At 28.8% G+C, this 19298-nt stretch carries 19 protein-coding genes; 12 read left to right on the forward strand and 7 right to left on the reverse strand.

Annotated features, from left to right (window positions below):
- Positions 1-245 precede the first annotated feature (245 nt).
- The gene (locus KGF36_RS12570) at positions 246-2135 is read left to right on the forward strand and encodes a sigma 54-interacting transcriptional regulator (RefSeq protein WP_227828752.1); all 1890 of its coding nucleotides are present in this window, start codon (positions 246-248) and stop codon (positions 2133-2135) included.
- Positions 2136-2373: 238 nt separating this feature from the next.
- Here the strand turns inward: KGF36_RS12570 and KGF36_RS12575 are convergent, their stop codons facing one another.
- Genes KGF36_RS12575 through KGF36_RS12590 form a run of 4 tightly spaced genes read right to left on the reverse strand, consistent with a single transcriptional unit; the run spans position 2374 to position 6692 of the window.
- Positions 2374-3072, reverse strand: a complete 699-nt coding sequence (locus KGF36_RS12575) for an RraA family protein (protein ID WP_227839183.1) — start codon at positions 3070-3072, stop codon at positions 2374-2376.
- A gap of 33 nt (positions 3073-3105) precedes the next feature.
- Entirely contained in the window at positions 3106-4089 is a 984-nt protein-coding gene (locus tag KGF36_RS12580) for a hydroxyacid dehydrogenase (protein WP_227839184.1), read from the reverse strand.
- Positions 4090-4103: 14 nt separating this feature from the next.
- A complete protein-coding gene (locus tag KGF36_RS12585; RefSeq protein ID WP_227854777.1) occupies positions 4104-5243 on the reverse strand; it encodes an amidohydrolase family protein in 1140 nt (379 codons plus the stop codon).
- Between the two features lie 36 nt (positions 5244-5279).
- Positions 5280-6692: a DASS family sodium-coupled anion symporter gene (locus KGF36_RS12590; RefSeq protein ID WP_227828748.1), complete on the reverse strand. Its 1413-nt coding sequence runs from the start codon at positions 6690-6692 to the stop codon at positions 5280-5282.
- Positions 6693-7241: 549 nt separating this feature from the next.
- On the opposite strand from KGF36_RS12590, the gene KGF36_RS12595 reads away from it, so the two are divergent.
- Positions 7242-7433 (forward strand): hypothetical protein, encoded by a 192-nt coding sequence (locus KGF36_RS12595; protein WP_227828747.1) that lies wholly within the window; start codon positions 7242-7244, stop codon positions 7431-7433.
- A gap of 167 nt (positions 7434-7600) precedes the next feature.
- Here KGF36_RS12595 and KGF36_RS12600 read toward each other — a convergent pair whose 3' ends face one another.
- Positions 7601-8278 carry a Crp/Fnr family transcriptional regulator gene (locus tag KGF36_RS12600; RefSeq protein ID WP_227854778.1) on the reverse strand — a complete coding sequence of 226 codons (678 nt, stop codon included), beginning with the start codon at positions 8276-8278 and terminating at the stop codon, positions 7601-7603.
- Positions 8279-8609: 331 nt separating this feature from the next.
- Positions 8610-9983, reverse strand: coding sequence for an MATE family efflux transporter (locus tag KGF36_RS12605; RefSeq protein ID WP_227854779.1), 1374 nt, complete (start codon positions 9981-9983; stop codon positions 8610-8612).
- A 124-nt stretch (positions 9984-10107) separates the two neighbouring features.
- Here KGF36_RS12605 and KGF36_RS12610 point away from each other — a divergent pair, with 124 nt between their 5' ends.
- The 9 genes from KGF36_RS12610 to KGF36_RS12650 all read left to right on the forward strand — a co-directional run bounded on the left by KGF36_RS12610 (position 10108) and on the right by KGF36_RS12650 (position 17390).
- Positions 10108-10644 (forward strand): PadR family transcriptional regulator, encoded by a 537-nt coding sequence (locus KGF36_RS12610; protein WP_227828744.1) that lies wholly within the window; start codon positions 10108-10110, stop codon positions 10642-10644.
- A 2-nt stretch (positions 10645-10646) separates the two neighbouring features.
- Positions 10647-11537, forward strand: coding sequence for a radical SAM protein (locus KGF36_RS12615; RefSeq protein ID WP_227854780.1), 891 nt, complete (start codon positions 10647-10649; stop codon positions 11535-11537).
- 189 nt (positions 11538-11726) lie between these two features.
- Positions 11727-12182 (forward strand): GNAT family N-acetyltransferase, encoded by a 456-nt coding sequence (locus tag KGF36_RS12620; protein ID WP_227854781.1) that lies wholly within the window; start codon positions 11727-11729, stop codon positions 12180-12182.
- Between the two features lie 247 nt (positions 12183-12429).
- Positions 12430-12534, forward strand: coding sequence for a helix-turn-helix domain-containing protein (locus KGF36_RS12625; RefSeq protein ID WP_227839191.1), 105 nt, complete (start codon positions 12430-12432; stop codon positions 12532-12534).
- A 183-nt stretch (positions 12535-12717) separates the two neighbouring features.
- Positions 12718-13212, forward strand: coding sequence for an XRE family transcriptional regulator (locus KGF36_RS12630; RefSeq protein WP_227854782.1), 495 nt, complete (start codon positions 12718-12720; stop codon positions 13210-13212).
- Between the two features lie 424 nt (positions 13213-13636).
- Complete coding sequence (locus tag KGF36_RS12635; protein WP_227828740.1) at positions 13637-14245, forward strand: class I SAM-dependent methyltransferase; 609 nt, start codon at positions 13637-13639, stop codon at positions 14243-14245.
- Positions 14246-14751: 506 nt separating this feature from the next.
- Positions 14752-15339, forward strand: a complete 588-nt coding sequence (locus KGF36_RS12640) for a hypothetical protein (RefSeq protein ID WP_227854783.1) — start codon at positions 14752-14754, stop codon at positions 15337-15339.
- 352 nt (positions 15340-15691) lie between these two features.
- Complete coding sequence (locus KGF36_RS12645) at positions 15692-16774, forward strand: Rpn family recombination-promoting nuclease/putative transposase (protein WP_227854784.1); 1083 nt, start codon at positions 15692-15694, stop codon at positions 16772-16774.
- Between the two features lie 310 nt (positions 16775-17084).
- Positions 17085-17390: a hypothetical protein gene (locus KGF36_RS12650; protein WP_227828737.1), complete on the forward strand. Its 306-nt coding sequence runs from the start codon at positions 17085-17087 to the stop codon at positions 17388-17390.
- A gap of 109 nt (positions 17391-17499) precedes the next feature.
- On the opposite strand, the gene KGF36_RS12655 is transcribed toward KGF36_RS12650, so the two are convergent.
- The gene (locus KGF36_RS12655) at positions 17500-17823 is read right to left on the reverse strand and encodes a hypothetical protein (RefSeq protein WP_227828736.1); all 324 of its coding nucleotides are present in this window, start codon (positions 17821-17823) and stop codon (positions 17500-17502) included.
- A 432-nt stretch (positions 17824-18255) separates the two neighbouring features.
- Between KGF36_RS12655 and KGF36_RS12660 the strand changes: the two genes are divergently transcribed.
- Entirely contained in the window at positions 18256-19266 is a 1011-nt protein-coding gene (locus KGF36_RS12660) for a choline/ethanolamine kinase family protein (RefSeq protein WP_227828735.1), read from the forward strand.
- Positions 19267-19298 lie beyond the last annotated feature (32 nt).

Raw genomic sequence — 19298 nt, forward strand, 5'->3', positions numbered from 1 at the left:
CGACAAATAAGATTATAAATAATTATAATGTGTTTTTTGTTTTTTTTACATAGCAATTATCATATAGATTAGGGGTTCTTAGGAACTCCTTTTCTGTTTTTTGTATAAAAAAGGAGATGATTCAAATTTTTATTTTGAGACATCCCCTTTTATCATGGTAAAATGAGAGTACAAGGTATTAATACAATACATATATAAAATAAAAAATAGATTAAAAATAGATTAATAAAAGGAGATTTGATGATATGAAAAACGAGATAGTAGTTATTGCTCCTTCTAAGTTATTTTCAGATACTGTATATGAAGTGCTTGAAGAACTACATATAAAAATTCCATCATACATTGCTACAGGTAAAGAAACTATAGAACTAGCAGATAACCTAATTAACTTAGGCACTAAAGTAATAATTACTCGTGGTCAAAATGTTGATTTATTGCGTAAGCATGTTTCAATTCCTATAGTAGATATTGGATATAAATATGAAGACATATTTTATTCGTACAAAAAAGCACTTAAATATTCCTCAAAAATAGGATTTATAGGTTTAGAATTATCATATAAAACGGCTAAGCGATTCAAAGAAATCTCCAATTTTGACTTAGAAATACCCAAGTTAAATTCTCTTTATGAGTTTGAAGATACAATAAAAGAATTAATTGATAATGGTACTGAAATTTTCATAGGTGGAAAAACAACAAAAGAAATCACCTCTAAATACAATAAGCCCTGTATAGAGACTGAAGTTGAAAAGTCTTCTATTCATGCATCTATTAATGAAGCAATTCATCTATATAACATAGGAATTGAAAAGAGAATAAATAACTCTATTACAGAAGAAATTCTAGAATGTACCCATAGTGGTATAATTGCAATTGATAAAAATCACTCACCACTTTTTATAAATAATCAAGCAAAAAGGCTACTATTTAACCAAGTTGATAAATTTATAAAAGATTATTTAACTTCTGGTGATATTTCGGATTCATTGAAAAATGGGCATTCTTTATGTAACAATATAATTAATTTTAAAGGGTCTTCTCTCACATTTGATTGTTTTCCAATTATAATTGATAGTTTGCATTTTGGATGTGTTGCAACTATACAAGATATCGAAAATATTCAATCAACAGAAAAAGAAATAAGAGAGAGTTTAATTTCAAAGTCTCATTGTGCAAAAAGCAATTTTAACGATATATTAGGTTCAAGTGATGCATTAATGCACTCAGTAAATATGGCTAAGAAATTTGCTAAATCTGATTCTACAATAATAATAACTGGCGAATCTGGTACTGGAAAAGAAATATTTGCTCAAAGTATACATAATTATAGCAATAGATTTAATGGACCTTTTGTGGCTATAAACTGTGCAGCTATACCTGAAAATATACTTGAAAGTGAACTATTCGGATATGTAAAGGGAGCTTTTACAGGTGCTAGAAATGAAGGAAAAGCAGGTGTCTTTGAATTGGCACATAATGGGACTATATTTTTAGACGAAATTGGAGAAATTTCTAAAGATGTCCAAGTCAAACTGCTTCGAGTATTGCAGGAGAGGGAAGTTACTAGAATAGGTGATACTAAAGTTGTACCTATTAATGTAAGAGTTATAACAGCTACCAATAAAAACTTAGTGGAGCAGATTGATAATAATAATTTTAGAGAAGATTTATTTTACAGACTTTGTGTGTTGAAGCTAGATTTACCTCCTCTTAGAGAGCGAAAAGAAGATATCGAACAACTGACATATGCTATTATATCTCATTATAACAAACCAGTGTCAATATCTGATTCTGCACTTAAAATTTTAAGTAGATATGACTTTCCTGGTAATATAAGACAATTAAAAAATATAGTAGAAAGACTAGTAGTTATGTGTGATGATAATTTTATAGATGAGTACTTAGTTTCTGAAATTTTAACTTCTGAGCCACATTTTCGAAAGGATATGAATTCAACATCCACAATAGATTATTCTCCTACTTTGGCAGATAATAAAATTGTAGATTATGAAAAAAAATTAATTCTTGAAACATTAGAGAAAAATAATGGAGTAAAATCTGTTACTGCAAGTCAGTTAGGTATCAGTACTACTACTCTTTGGCGTAAACTTAAAAAGTATCAACTTTCAAATTAAATATATGATAAATAAAATATTTATTAAATAAAATATTCATTGAATAAAATAAAAAATGGGGCTGTCTCAAAATAGAGATAAGCTTCTTTTTCATTGTTGAAATGATGAAAATATAGTTGATTTCATACAAAAAAGAGTGCCTCATGAACTAAAAAGTTCATTTTGAGACACATCCATTTTTATTTTAATATTTATATGTATAAATATTTTATAGACATAGAGTAGAAGTCATCTATTACTAAACTCTGTAAACATCATCTATAATTTGTACACCTTTTTTTTCTAATGTTTCTTTTACCCATTCTCTATTTGCAGTTCCTTCAGAAGCTTTTACTACTTTAGCATGGTCTTGTTGAGCATTTGCTTCTGCTTTATCAATAAGGTCTGCTGCATCATTTTTAGGGATTACGATTACACCATCTTGGTCTCCTAATATTATATCTCCTGGATTAACAGCAATTCCTCCTATAGATATAGGTACATTCACTTCTCCAGGACCTTCTTTATATGGACCACCTGGAGTAGTTCCTGTAGCATATATTGGACAACTAGACTTTGATATAACATCAATATCTCTTATTGGACCATCTATTACAATTCCTGCTACCTTTTTGAAATCTGCAAGATATTTGTACATGATTTCTCCCATGATAGCTTGTGTTCTATCTCCATTATTAGATAGTATTATAATATCTCCTTCTTGAGCTATATTAAGAGCTTGATGAAGCATTAAATTATCTCCTGGTCTTGATTTTACTGTTAATGCAACTCCACACATTCTGTTTTTTGGTGAAGACATTAACTTTATTTCTGAACTTAATGCACTTGACCTATACATACAGTCTCCTACATTAGCTGCTGGTAATACACTAAATCTTTTTACAAGTTCTTTATCTGGTAAATCTCTTTTTAAATATACTCTATTTCCTATTGTCATTTTAAGTTCCTCCTAATAAGTGTTTGTTGTTTACTAATCATTGTATATAGTTGCATTGTCCCAATCTATTGATTTTACTGGCCAAGTAGGATTTTTACCTTCAAATACCTCATTAATTCCAATTGCAGAGTGTAAAGAGGCTCTATTAGTAGCTTCTTTAGTTGCTGCTCCTATATGAGGAGATACCACAACATTATCTAAATATAATATAGGGTTTTTAGAATCTACTGGTTCTTGTTGTAATACATCCAAGCCAGCACCTGCTATAATATTATCTCTACATGCTTCATATAAAGCTTGTTCATCTACAACACTTCCTCTTGCTGCATTTATAAAAAATGCTGTTTCCTTCATCATACTAAACTGTTCTTTTCCTATAAAATGTTTAGTGACAGAAGTTGTTGGACAGTGAACAGAAACAAAATCACTTTCTTTATATATTTTGCTTATATCTCTAGTTACTTCTACACCTTGTGGGAAGTCTTTAGATGATTTATATGGGTCATATGCAACCACTTTCATATTGAATCCATCCATACACATCTTAGCAACTCTTGAACCTATGTTTCCACATCCAATAATTCCTACAGTTTTTCCATCAAGCTCACATTTAGGAGTTCTTAATTTAGCTTTATAATAGTCATCTATAAAACTTTTTCTTACTCTTGTATAATTTCTAGAGCAATATAACATATACATTAGTGTTACCTCTGCAACAGAAGTACTATTTGCTACTGGACAATACAATACTTGAACACCAAATTCTTTTGCTGCATCTAAATCTACAGTATCAAATCCTGCACCATGACGTACTATTACTTTTAAGTTATCAGCAGCTTCAAATACCTCTCTCGTTATTTTAGATAACCTAACTATAATTGCATCAATACCTTTTATATCATTTATTATATCTTTAGTCTCCATGCCTGAACCAGTTATTAGTTCATGTCCTCTACTTTCTAAGTAATCTCTTCCTTCTTGCATTATTTCTTGTGGTAATAATATTTTCCAACCCATTTTTTTCCTCCTAATTAATTTTCATATATGTAATCTGGGGCACAATATACTATAAATCCATTTTTAATTGTCATTTCTGTTTTTAATAATTTATCTGCCTCGAATTTACTACCTTTCCAATCTGTATAAGTTTGTTTAACATCCATAATGTCAAATATTGCTACATCTGCATTTGAACCCTCTGATAAACATCCTATTTGATTTTCCATTTTCATAAGTTTAGCTGGATTTTGTGTTGTCATTTTTACAACATCATATAGACTTATTCCCATACACATGTATCTAGACATAAGATTTGGTAGAGAGAATATAGGTCTTCTAAACATGCTTTCTAACACCAAATCTGTACTACAAATATCAGCTATAAATCCTTGTTCTTTTGCTTTTAGCATGACTTCAAAATCACCATGTTTTCTACCTTCTCCTGTGTCAAATATGATTCCTCTTTCTCTTGCTTTCTTTACACATTCATATAAATTGCCATTTGAGTCGAGGATAGTGTTTTGAACACCTTGATATACATGTTCAAATATGTCTCCTGGTCTTAATATATTTAATACTTCCTCTGTAGGAACTGGTAAATTTGTACAATGTACCTCAACAGGGCATCCTATTTTTTCAGCTATTTTAATAGTTTCTTTTAATGGCTCTATTCCTAGATCTTCTACTAAATTTTCACTTAATCTTATTTTTAGACCTAATATATTGTCTTTATTTTCATTGTATATTCGTTCTATTTTTTCATGATTAAAATACCTTGGGTCAATGCATTCATGATAGCTAGTAGTTACTAATCCTGCTGAACAAACTTGCAAGAAACTTTTTATATTTACTTTACTTCTAGCCACAATTGAAGACTTAAAGAGTTGGTAGTTTGCTACCCCTGCTGAACAATCAATTGCACTAGTAACACCAGTTGGAAGATAGGTGCTATCTGGATATATACCAATTTCAGTTCCATCTGCAAACATATGAGCATGTGCATCAATCAACCCTGGAAAAACAAATTTACCTCTTGCATCTATTGTGTGTTTTGCATTATCGCCATGTTTATATTCAGTTATTTTTCCATTGTATATAGCAATTGTTTTATTCCCATTTACATTATTTTTAGGGTCTACTACATGTCCATTTACAATAAGTAAATCTAGCATAATTATTCATCTCCAGTATATAAATTTAATGTGTACTTACCATAATCCAATTACTTTCCAGTAAGGTAAGCCTATTACTAAGAATATTGCTAATGCAACCATTACCATGATAGTACCTACTTTCCAGAAATCTTTTTGAGATACATATCCTGATGCAAAGGCTATAAGACCAGCTCCATTTCCATAATGAGTCAATAAAGCTCCATAACTTGCAAAGAATGCTAGTAATAATGTAACTACCATCGGATTTGCTTTAGTAGATAAAACTATTGCAAATAGTACAGGATAAAAAGATGCTACAAATGCACTATTTGATACAAAGAAGTATCTAACTGCCAAACTCACTAACAATAGTACTATTGTAACTAATAATCCATTTACATCTGATAGATTAAGTACTGTACCTAATTTATCAGCCAGCCAATTGTAAAAACCTGCATCAGCTAACGAACCAGCAATACCATAAAAGGCACCATACCATATAAATACATTCCATGCTCCTTTAGCTCCAATAACATCGTCCCAATCTAAAATACCTGCTATAAGAACTAATGCTAAGAACACAAATCCTACTACTTGCATATTTAAGTTTACAAAAGGTATTTTTTCACCAAACATCCATCCAAGAATTGCAAGAATAAAGAATACAACTAGTATCTTTTCATGTTTTGTAATAGCACCTAATGAATCTAAATCTTTTCTTATCTGTGGCTTAATATCTGTTAAGTGAGTTAAACCTGGCTTATATATTTTATAGACTATAAGTGGTGCTACTAGTAAGAATAAACCTGCTGGTACAACTGATGCCATAAACCAAGTTCCCCAAGTTAAGTTAACACCTAACATACTTGCTGCCAAAGAAACTGTTATCGCATTAGTTGCCATACCTGTCAAAAATAATGCTGCTGTACCTTGAGAGACTACATATGTTAATACTGTTAAATATGCACCCAATTTTTTAGGCTCATCATCAGGCTTAGAACCTGCACCTTCTGCGATATTTCTAAATATAGGATATATAATAGTTGTTCTAGAGGCATTTGACCCTGTAGCAGGACTAAGTATTAAATCACTTATCATCATTAAGTATCCAAGTCCTAGAGTAGAATCTCCTGCTCTTAGTAAAAGGTTGTATGCCATACGTTTTCCTAGTCCTGTCTTTACAAATGCTGTACAGACAATAGTTACAACAACTAAAAACCAAGTCATTTTATCCGAATATCCATGAAGTAGTATTGACTCATCCATAAACATAAGGGCTACACCTACAATGATTAAGGTAATTATTGGCTCTTTAAATGGTTTAATAACAAGACCTGCTAGTAAACCTAGATATAAAGCAACAATATCCCAAGTTTCTTTCTTTAATCCTTGTGGTGCAGGTAAGCTCCATACAATTATTGGTATAGCTGCAACAAGTAAGAATTTCATCAACTGTTTTTTATTCATTTTCTTCTCCTTATTTAATTTTAGATTTATGTTAAATTATAAAAGCACAAAATATGCCAACTTTTTAGATTAATAATATTTTATTTGTTTTTTTATGTGATTTATTGTAATTTAACTGTTAATCAAATTGATTTAATACAATTTTATGAAAATATTTTTTGTAATTTAATAAAATAATATTATATTTCTTTATATTGCATTTCAAATAGAAATATAAGATTTCAATTTGAAATGTAATGCTTTATATTGAAATGTAGTGTTTGAATTGTTAATGCAACAATGAAAAATATATATTCTCATATTCTTGATGAAATAGATAAAAAAGTTTCAGGTAAAATCGCAGGTAAGTTACACTAATCATAAGAGTAAGCTTTTCAAAAAAATTCAAATTTATTTCATATTAGTAATAGAAGTAAAACTAAGCTATTTTATTAGCAAATAAAAATTCAAACTAAATTTATCCGTATTTATAAAAACAGAAGGTAATTATATGAAAAATAAAATTAAATTAATGAAGAATTGATATAATAAAAAAGAGGTGCTTACATTATGAATAAAAGTAGAAATTTTAAAGAAGAAATTGAAGAAAGAGCTAAAAAGGAAGAAGCTAGAAGAAAAGACTCTGGATTTATAATAATGCTAAAGAAGAATGGTTTTAAATTAGAGGATACATTAACCAAATTTAAATATTCTACATTAACTGAGAATGAAATAAAAGAAGTTTATGAGAATAATAAATAAAAAGTGTTAGCTAAATAGTCAATGTTTTTTATTTATTATATTAAATAGGAACATTAGATGTATTTAAATAAAAAAATGAATCTAATAAAATATTAAGCTATAATGTATGATATTCAATTTTTGTATAAAAAGGGAGATGATTTAAATTTTTATTTTGAGTCATCCCCTTATAATGTTAAAGAACGAAGTCTATCTTTATCCAACACTTTTATACCACCACGAGATAGAGATACAAGACCTTCACTAGCAAAATATTTCAACATTCTCGACACAACTTCTCTCGCACTTCCCATATACTTAGCAATTTGTTCATGAGTCATATTTACAGTAGTATTATTGTTCTTAGTTATTTCATCAACTAAAAAAGATGCCAAACGCTTATCAAAACTCATAAAAAGGATTTGTTGCATTGCCCACATAACATCAGAAAAACGTTCAGTGGCTAGTTTATACGAGAACAATTCTGCATGAATATTTTCTGTAGATAATTTTGAGAAAACAGAAGAACTAATTTGTATAATATCACAATCTGTCTCAGCATCTACATAGACATCAAAAGTTATTGTATTTAGAATACATGATGCTGATAATATACATACATCACCACTATCAAGACGGAAAAGTGTTACCTCACGCCCTTCATCTGAAAGTATGTATGTGCGTATTGTTCCAGACTTTATAATCAAAACACCAACACAATCACTATCACCACTATGAATTGAGTTTCCTTTTTCAAAGTGGGATATATTGGCTGAAGAGATTAATAAGCTTTTTTGAGAGTCAGTGAGTTTATCCCAAAAAGATAAACCTTGTGTAAGTATATCAATATCGTTTTGTGAAAGCATATAATGTCTCCCTTCCTAAAATAATTATAATCCCATGATACAAGTGAATAGATAAAATAACAAGTAGTTTGAGAAAAAGGATTATTTAACCACATATTAATAGTATGATTTGTGTGAAAAATATATGTTAATATATATTATTGCCTGTTAGGAAGTAGGTTAATTCATAGTAAGTAGATAAATTAATTTATAAGTGCTAATAGAGTTAATTAAGCCTACAAAATACATGAAATAATTTTATATCTTTTCTGATAGTCGATTTGTATAAGTAATATACATGAAGCTTCTTTGATAGTCGATTTATATAACTGACACATACTTTAAATTCGATTTATTCTTTAGAAGAAATGGAATTTATTTTTAAAATATGAAGCTCTTTATGTAGTTTTATCGCCATAAAACCTGCAACTATGGCAGCTATAAAATCAGCTATTGGTTGTGCATATAAAATACCATTTAATCCCCAAAATATAGGAATAATCAAGATTATAGGAATAAAACATATCCCTTGTCTACACATGCCTAAAAATCCACCTTCCTTTGCTTTTCCTAGTGCAAGGAATAATGTAGAATACACTGTATAAAAACCAAATAACATAAATGAAAATCCATTTGCCCTAAGAGCCTTACTACCATTTTCAATCAATAACACGTCACCACTTGTAAATTGTGAAATTATAGCTGTTGGGAAAAACACCATTACAAGACCAAGTACTACACAAAATATAGTAGTCCATTCTATAGATGTTTTTATTGCTTTGTGTAATCTATCATAGTTCTTTGAACCAAAATTATAACCAGCAATTGGTTGGAATCCTTTTATAAACCCAAATACGATAAGACTACCTAAAGACATTATTCTTGTTACTGCACCCATTCCAGCTATTACAGAATCACCATATTTTGTAGCTTCCATATTAGTTAATGTAATAGCGAGACTAGTCAATAACTGGAATATTAAGGTAGGTACACCAATCTTTAATATTTCTGACATGATTTCATTTGAAAAACAACATTCTTTAATTCTAAAACTAAACATGCTTTTCTTGCTAAAAATGTATCCTATATAAACAAGTGTTGAAACCATCTGAGAAAGAGCAGTTGCAATTGAAGCGCCTTTTACACCCATTCCAAAAGTATAAATGAATATTGGGTCTAAAATCATATTAAGCAATGCACCTAATAACATAGCGCACATAGTTGTTTTAGCAGCTCCTTCACTTGTGACAATATTAGTCATAGTGACATTAAATACATTAAAAATAGATGATACGACATATATACTGGCATAAGACATTGCATAAGGCATAATACTTTTTGTAGCTCCTAATAATTTTAAAACAGGATTGAGAAGAATCATAATGACAATAATAAATAATATACCGACTATTATATTACTGTAAATAGCTGTACTAGCAACTTTACCTGCTTTTTCCTTATCTCCATGACCTAGGAGTCTGGCAATGTAGGAAGCTGCTCCATTTCCAAATAATAATCCTAATCCCACAATAATCTGACCTAGTGGAAATGCAACGGATATAGCACCCATTTGACTTGTTCCAAGACCACCCACAAAGTATGCATCTACTAAATTGTACAATGCAGTTATCATCATACCTATCATAGTAGGCAATCCCATAGATAACAATGCTTTCGGTATTGGGGCAGACCCTAATAATTCAATTTTTTTGTTGCTTTCTTTCATGCTAAACACTCCCTTTCTATTGACATTAGCTCTAAAATATAATACTATAAATTATAGTAATACAGAAAATGCTACTATAATTTATAGTGTTTGTCAATAGAGAGAAAACGAGAGGAGAATTTTTATGGCAACAATAGATTTAATTGTACTTGGCATAGTAAAGCAACAGCCTCAGAGTGCTTATGATATACAGAAAGTGGTGGAATATAGAAATATATCACGTTGGGTTAAAATCAGTACACCATCAATTTACAAGAAGGTAATTCAGTTAGAAGAAAAAGGTTATATTCAAAGTACAGTTGTAAGAGAGGGGAGAATGCCAGAAAAGGCAATTTACTCTTTAACAGAATTAGGTGAAAAGCATTTTTTAGACTTAATGTTTGATACAGCTTCAAAGCCAGTAAACATTTTTCTGGATTTCAATGCTGTAATAGTAAATTTATACAGCCTTACACCAGAAAAGCAAAAATTGTGCTTGAGTAGTATTGAAGAAAACATACAAGTATTAAAGTCGTATATTGAGGAAAATATAAATACAAAATCGAATGTACCAGAAACAGGGAAGGCTATTCTAGACCAGCAATTGGTCTTAACTCAAACGTTAGAAACATGGGTGAATTCCTTAAAGAATATTATAGATGCTGATAGTAAAAGAGGTTAATAATGATTAAAAGTATACCAGCAAAACAAATTTTACAGAAAGTTAAATTTGACAACTCAAGATGGTTTGGGATTGATTATAATATGAATCTCTACCGTGGTTGTCCTCATGGTTGTATTTATTGTGACAGTCGTAGCACAGTATACAACATAGAAAATTTTGACCAAGTGAGATATAAGGAAAATGTGATAGAAACTCTAAAAAAGGAGCTACGTTCAAAACGGAAAAAAGGAGTTGTAGGTATTGGAGCTATGTCTGATACATACAATCCTTTTGAAAAAGACCTTTGCATTACTCAACAAGCATTGAATTTAATTTCAGAAAATCATTTTGGAGTATCTATTGATACAAAAAGTAGTTTGGTAGTTAGAGATATACCAATTTTGAAAGAAATAACAAGAAATAATTCTGCCATTGTCAAAGTGACTATAACCACTGCAAATGACGAATTAGCAAAGAAAATAGAGCCTAATGTGAGTCTAAGTTCTGAACGATTTGAAGCAGTAAAACAGCTTAATGATGCTGGAATATTTTGTGGGATATTATTGACACCTTTGATACCATTTTTGACTGACAATGAGAATGAGATAAGAGCAATTGTTGAAAAAGCACATAAGGCTAATGCAAAGTTTATCTATTGTATGTATGGAATGACAATGCGTAATGGTCAAAGAGAGTTTTTTTATAAGCATTTAAAGAATATATCGCAAAAACTAGTATTTCAGTATCAAAAGACATATGGACTAAATTATGTATGTCCTAGCTTGAATGGAAAGAGATGTGAACAAGTACTAAAAAAAGAATGTGGTCGTTATGGTATTTTGACAGAGATGAAAGACATTATAGAAGCCTATAAGAAATCAGATACATATACACAATTAAAGTTTTTTTAACCTATAAGTTGTAATTACTCTTGATTCTTCTAAAAATGTATTCTATTATCAATTTAGTATTAAAAACTAAAAAGGAGTAAATACAATAAAACCAGATAGTAATAATCATTCAGTGTTCTAATTATATTATCATTTAGTTATGTGTATCAAAAATATAAAAGAAATATATGCTGAAAAGAGGAGATATATATGATAGAAATAAAAACTATAGATAAAAATAAAAAAGGTCACATTGACCTTTTGTTGTTGGCTGACCCATATGAGGTAATGATTGATAAGTATCTTGATGAAGGCACTATGTATGCTTTGTATGATAATGATGAACTCACTTGTATAGCAGTTGTAAATGAAATTTCTAAAGAAACATGTGAATTAAAAAATATTGCTACATATGAACATTTTCAAAATAGGGGCTACGCATCAAAGATGATAAATCATATTTTAGATGTTTATAGTGAAAAGTATCCATCAATGATTGTGGGTACAGCTGAAAGTGGAATCCCGTTTTATGAGAAATTTGGATTTGTTTATTCACATAAGGTTAAAAACTTTTTTATAGATAATTATCCAGAGCCAATTTTTGAAGGGGAATCTCAATGTGTGGATATGCTGTATTTAGAACATAAATCAAAAGCCTATTGTTAATCAAATGTTTGTACACTTAATAAAATCATATTTTGACAAATATTACTTCCAAAATAGAAAGGAAAGGATTTAGATTTCCATTGATGCTATAATACAAAAAGAGAAGCAAAAATTATTATAAAATCATGTTTTAGCAACAAATTACATGAGTGCAACTTGAAGTTGACAATGTGCATTTCTTAAAATATAGAATTTAACATAATAGTTTGATAATATTTGGATATCAAATCACAGGAGGTAATAATATATGAATTTTGGTGAAAAATTATTTAAGTTGAGAAAAGAAAAAGGGCTATCACAGGAAGCAATTGCAGAACAAATCGGAACAACAAGACAGGCGGTTAGTAAGTAGGAAAACAATCAAGGATTTCCTGAAACAGAAAAACTTTTACTACTATCTAATATCTTTGAAGTATCAATTGATTTTTTATTAAAAGATGAGAAATCAATAAAAGGAACAAATGAAAAGGGATATTATGTAAGCAAGGAAGTGGCAAGAGGTTATCTTATCAATGAGAAAAGAGAATGTAAATATTTGGGTTTATGTTTTTTGTTTTGGGCATTAGCAGGTATTCCTTATGTAATGCTTCCAACTCATACAAGTTGGCGTATTTTAGGAATAGCAGTGTGTGTTGTTTTAGGTATTGGTGTTGTTATACTTGGGATGTTTACAGAACAAGAAGATTATAAAATCTTGAGAAAAGAGCCATTGTTATTTGATTATGAGTTTTTGAAAGAATTATCAAAGGAATATATTTCAATCAAGAAAAAATACAAGTTAGTTGCTATTCCAAGTACATTTTTGTTTGTAGTTGGTATTCTTATTATTGCGGTAACAGCTAGAGGGTACATTGAATGGACAGAATATCATTCACTTGTATTTTTGGGATTGGCAGTTGGTATTTTTGGTTTCGTACAATCTATTGGGATTATGGATGCATATGAGCTGTTGGTAAAAAACGAACAGTACTGTGACCGATTTATCTTTAAAGTAAAGAGACAATTAAAGAATAAAATTGATAGGTTCTAAAAATAAATTTTTAAAGGTAGGAACTAGTTAGGGCAAAATATTAATTGTGAAATTTACAGAGACAAGATAAAAGGTCACAGATAAAACAGAAAAATGCGTGATAAGTATGAGTAATTATTATGATACTTTATTTTATGATTGTTTTATAAAAGTTAGAAGAGAGAAAAAATATAAAAAGGTCAAATTGACCAAATAAATATAATATATATAGCATAACTTAAGAATAATATGAATAATGGAACTTAATCATAATATGTGTAATATAACTTAATCATAATACACATAGTATAAATTGAATATTAATATAAGTATAGAGAACTTAATATAGTTATATTAAATATTTAAAGTGAATGAATATCATTCATTGACATAAAGAACTACCCGTGATATACTGTGAACAATATAAGAAAGGAGGAGTTTAGATATGACAGATATAAAAGAAAAATCAAGAAAAACATTTAATAATCAAGCGGATACCTATGACCAAGACATAAAGGGGCAACATGCAAGAAAGCTTTATCCAGTCTTACTTAAAACACTTTCAGATATTTCATATGATACTATTTTAGATTTAGGGTGTGGAACAGGAGCAGTATTACAAGCTATTTTAAATGAAGATTGTAGGAAAAAGGCTTATGGAATTGATATTTCTGAGAATATGCTAGATATAGCAAAAAATAAACTAAAAGAGAATGCTACCTTAGTTTTAGGAGATTCAGAGTATTTGCCATTTGAAAATGAATTTTTTGATGTTGTATATTGTAATGATTCTTTTCATCATTATCCTAAACCCGATAAGGTATTGTCAGAGGTATGTAGGGTATTAAAGCCAAAAGGAACCCTGATAATTTGTGACTGTTGGCAACCATTTTTATTTAGACATATAATGAATGTTTTCATAAAGTACAGCAAAGATGGAGATGTAAAAATGTACTCAGAAAAAGAAATATGTAAATTGTTATCTGTAGATTTTAGAAATATTACATGGAAGAAAGTGAATCATACTTCATATATTGTAACTGCTAAAAAATAGAAACTAATATAAAAAGACAAATAAAAATAAAGAAAAAGGCAGAAAAAGATAAAAATACAAAGCAAAAAAATAAAACTAAAAACATAAAGAGAAAGCGAAATATAAACATAAAAAATATTACATATAATACTCTATCCTGTTGTAAATTTTTAACTCAAAACTTCTTTAAATCTCAAGTATTTTTTTAAATTATCTATTGAATGAAATTCATTCATAAAAGGATGTATATAGATACAAAACTAGATTTTATTACAGGGAAAACTGTGAAGATAGTATTTTCTTGACTTTATTCAGATATTTAAAAATCTGCTTCAAAGAAATAACAAAGTTGTTTTGTCCAATTTGATTTGATACTATTAGCTTGCAAACCAATCAGATTTGATAGAAAATAAAATTATAATTACATTATGCACGATATTTTTTATTGGCTAAGTGATTGAAATAATAACTAAAAAGGTAATAGTAGCTTATCTAAGGAGGAAAATATTATGGTAGATTCTAACCAAATGACTTTTCAGGAAGTAGCTAATACTCTTAAAGAATTGGGTATTCATGGCATTACAGATGAAGCAATTAAACATCTTGAAGATACTTGGAACATCATGCCATCAGAGGTATTAGATTCAATGAATAAAACAGCCATGCTTTTAACCATTCTTGGCAGGGGTTCTTATGATTACAATACTGGGATATGGACACCTAAATCTTCTCAAGTATACAGTTTTGATGTAGAAGGACATGATATGTATACCATATTTCTGCAAGGAATTTTATCTATTAGTAATAATGAATTTGAAATCACACAAATTGTAGAAGATACAAGCCAAGTAGATTTCAATCAAGGAACTGGCATGCAGACAATAAGTTTTTACTACAATAGTAATCCGTATATGTGTGAAGTAGAAGTTAATTATGACTGGTTTAATGAAAAAATGCTATATTTTATGAATGAAGTTTTTGAAAAAGAAAAAAATATCAAACAGTTATTTTTCATGGGAGATGGTTATCAGGAGTGTATTGTTTTTTACTGTACAGAAGACTGGGCTAAGATTTTTACTGAGAAAACAGGATGCACATTGTATAATAAAGAATAATATCAATCGTATTAGCTTTAAATATTTATATAATATATCTAATAATCAATCGTGAGTAATAAGATTTTTAGTAGGAATAATCTTATTGTAATATATTATAAATAAGCTCTAATATAAAATGTTACTGATAGAGTGTCTTATTTGTGATTCTTAAAAATCATGGATAACATGCTCTATTTTATTTTAAAAAATACAAGTTTGGACAATAATAAATATAAGAGAAAATAAAGCTAATTTTAACCAATAAAACCTTAAATTACATTTGTAAATAATACAAAAAATAGGAGGTAAGGATGTAAAAAGCAAGATTAATCAATAAATAATTGATATAATAAAAGAAAGTGGTGTTGGGATGAAATATGGCTTAGAAATTGGAAAAACTGCAAAAGAGTATAGAAGAACCATAGTTGAAGAAAAAGATAGAGAATGGACAAGTAAAATAAATGATATATTAAAAAAAGATATTTTTTCTAATGAGGAGCTAGACAAACTTAGAAATCTAATTCCAAAAGAAATATTAACATATGAAAATATTGGTCAAGTTATAACAGAAGATGGTTATGCTAAACCTGAATATGATGAAGTATTTAAATCACTATTTACCTTACATAATGACTATGATTTACTATCAAATTTCATAAATGATATTATAAAATATGCTCCAAATGCCAATAAAAACATTAAGCCATTTACACAAATCAAGAAGATAATCAGAGTTGAAACTGACCCAACTATTAATTATATTGGCGAGAAAAGACCTAGATTAGACATTTTAGCCGAGGATGAAGAAAAGAATCATATAAATATTGAAATGCAAAGAGCCCTTGAAGATGACTATGGAGAAAGAGCTGAGTATTACTTAAATCTTGTACATGGAAAGAAATTAGAAGAAGGCAAGAAATATAAAGATATTGGAAAAACTATTGGAATACATATACTAAATCATGTAAAATATAGGCAAATAGATGATTATGTAAATTGTATGAGATTAACTATGGATGGTCATCCAGAGATTTATTCAAAGAAAACAGTGCTGTATTTTGTAGAGCTTCCTAAGATTAATAGACATGATAACATAGTAGATAGAATTATATTATGGGGAAAACTTATCAATAATCCTTCTAACTTGGATGTCAGGGTTATAGCTAAGAATGATACTATTGTTAAAAAGGCATTAGATAGGTTAAAGGAATTAGGTAGTAATGAAGAATATTTATTAAATCTGAAAAGAGGTGCTTACATTATGGATAGAAGTAGAAGTTTTAGAGAAGAAGTTTTAAGAGAGGGAATAGAAATAGGAAAAAATGAAACAACTTTACAAATAAATCGTAAATTTATCATAAGGTTGAAAGACAAGGGACATAGTCTAAAGGAAATTTATGAACTAGTTGATTTGAGTAAGAATGAGATTGAAGAAATTTATAATCAAAATTAATAATTAAAAAAATATTGGTTATTTAGCTGTTATTTTCTTTATATATAATATATAAATGTATATAAAAGGTTGTGAATAGATTTTTATAAAATAAATTTATTTACAAGCCTTCTAATATATAAAACTATAAAGGTTAGATTAATATTTATATAAAAATTGGGATGATTTTAATATGAAAAATAAATTTAAATAGAATGAAAAATTATTTTTGAATAATGCTTCCAAAAATGTTCAATTGAATATATAATGTAATTATAAAAGCAAGATATTTTTATAGTAGTGGTTAATTCTCTAATGAGGAGGGTGTAAAATGGCTAGTATGATTATGGAAGTTGTAGGAGCATTATTTATAGTAATTGGATTGATTTTGACAGTTGTTGAGATAAAAGGAAATTTCCCTTCTTTTTATGGTTTTGGTCAGAATGCTATAGGTAAAAATGCTATAGGAATTATAGTAGCAGGAGTAGCATTAATTTTCTTTAGAAATGGTATAGACAGTATAGATTCTATAGCTACTTATGGTATATTTTTAGCGATAGAACTTGTTGTAATCTCTGCATATTTCTTAATAAGAAAAAAGTTTTGTAGAGAAGATAAAAATTTAAGAGTTAATTAATAAAGTTGTCTACTATAAAATTAGAAAATTCAAAAAATAAAAGATTGCTTTTAATTATTTAAAATTCAAGAAACTATATTCTATACAAAACAGAATGTGGTTTCTTTTTTTAGTCATGTGGCACTATTAAGCACTTTTCGATAGATTTCCAATAACTATCATAAAGGTTTTTTTGTGCAATTCCATAATTTTCTTTCGTGTCAAACTCCCAATAAAGCATATACTTAACGCTTTTTACAATGCGAGTAAGTTTGGGAGGAGGAAGCCCCTCTTTAATTTGTTCTAAGTCTATGTGATACTCTCTTTTGGTAAATCGAAGTAAAAGTAACCCCTCTTGCTTTTCTAAAAAACTCTTAACTTCAAGCATAAGCGTTTCAAACTCGTCCACCTTTTGTGGCTTGACTTGATAAACACATATTTCAGTAAATGGCATATTAAATTCCCCCTTAACATAGTTCAATTTTATCATAAGGAATATGACATAAATATATTACATTATTCTATATTCTATTTATTTATGTGAAAATTCGAAATTATATAATATATTTTACAATATCTTTTCTTATTTTAGATTTTGAATTTTCTTTTATTTATTTAGATGCTCATAGACCTTCTGCTATTCTAATTCCAAAATCATTATTTTTTACAAAACTTTCAAAATCCATTTTGAGATAACCCCTTTTTTATTTGCACAAATAGAGATAAAACCCAAAGAATATATAAAAAAATTCATTATAACAAAAAATTAAACAAAAATAGTGTTGACCTTTGTGTTGCACAAAGATATAGAATTCTAATCAAAGGGAAATGGTTTTTAATAGAAAAAGTTTTAATCAAAAACAAATCATACAAAGGAGAAATTATTATGAAAAATGAAAGTATAAGAGAAAATATGTCAGTATTTGGAGAGGTAATACAACCGTATGAAATTCAAGATTTCCTTAGGTTAATTAATTTAACAAAAACAGCATTTAGCCAAGAACTTAGCAAAATAGAAATAATGCCAGGCGGGCTTACAAATAAAAACTTTAAGCTTGAGATTGAAGATGGCACTCAAATAGCAATGCGTGTGGCAGGAGTAGGGACAGCAGGATATATAAATCGTCCAGCAGAAAAGCACAATGCTTCTTTAATGTCATGTCTTGGAATAGCTCCAGAAATATATTACTATGACCCAAAAACAGGTTCACAACTTTGTGAATTTATAAAATCAGATACAATGCATGCAGAGGATTTTATAAATAATTCAGATGTAGTTATGAAATCAGCAGAAATTATGAGAAAATACCACGATAGTGGAATGGAGTTTAAAAGTGTATTTAACCCAATAGCTAAGATGAAAGAGTACTTACAAATACTTAAAGAAAATGGATTTGATAAGAGATACGATGGATGGGATAGTATAACAGAAAAAGTAGATATAATAGAAATTGCTTATCAAAATAACCCACAAAAATTAGTTCCTTGTCACAATGATACACTAGCAGAAAACTTTATGTATGATGGAAAAGTTATGCGTGTAATAGACTGGGAATACGGTGGAACAAATGATAGATTTTACGATATGGCATGTGTGTGCGTAGAAAATCCTCTTCCAAAAGATAAAGAAGAGCTTTATGTAAGAACATACTTTGGTGGAGAACCAACAGAAGAGCAAAGAGCAAGATTACTTACAAGTAAGTTTTTAGTTAATGCACATTGGTCTTTATGGTCATTAGTTCAAATAACATATGGTAAAGACCATGACTTCTATTGGGAATATGGAAGAACTCGTGCAGCTGATTGTATAGAATTTATGAAGGATGAAAACTTTGACCATTACTTAGATATAATAAATGACCCTAACTTTACAGAATCTGTAGAGACACTAGCATAAGAAGTATTTATTAGCATAAGAAATATAATAAA

The sequence above is a fragment of the Clostridioides sp. ZZV14-6009 genome (genome assembly GCF_020658095.1).
In the GTDB taxonomy this organism is placed as follows: domain Bacteria; phylum Bacillota; class Clostridia; order Peptostreptococcales; family Peptostreptococcaceae; genus Clostridioides.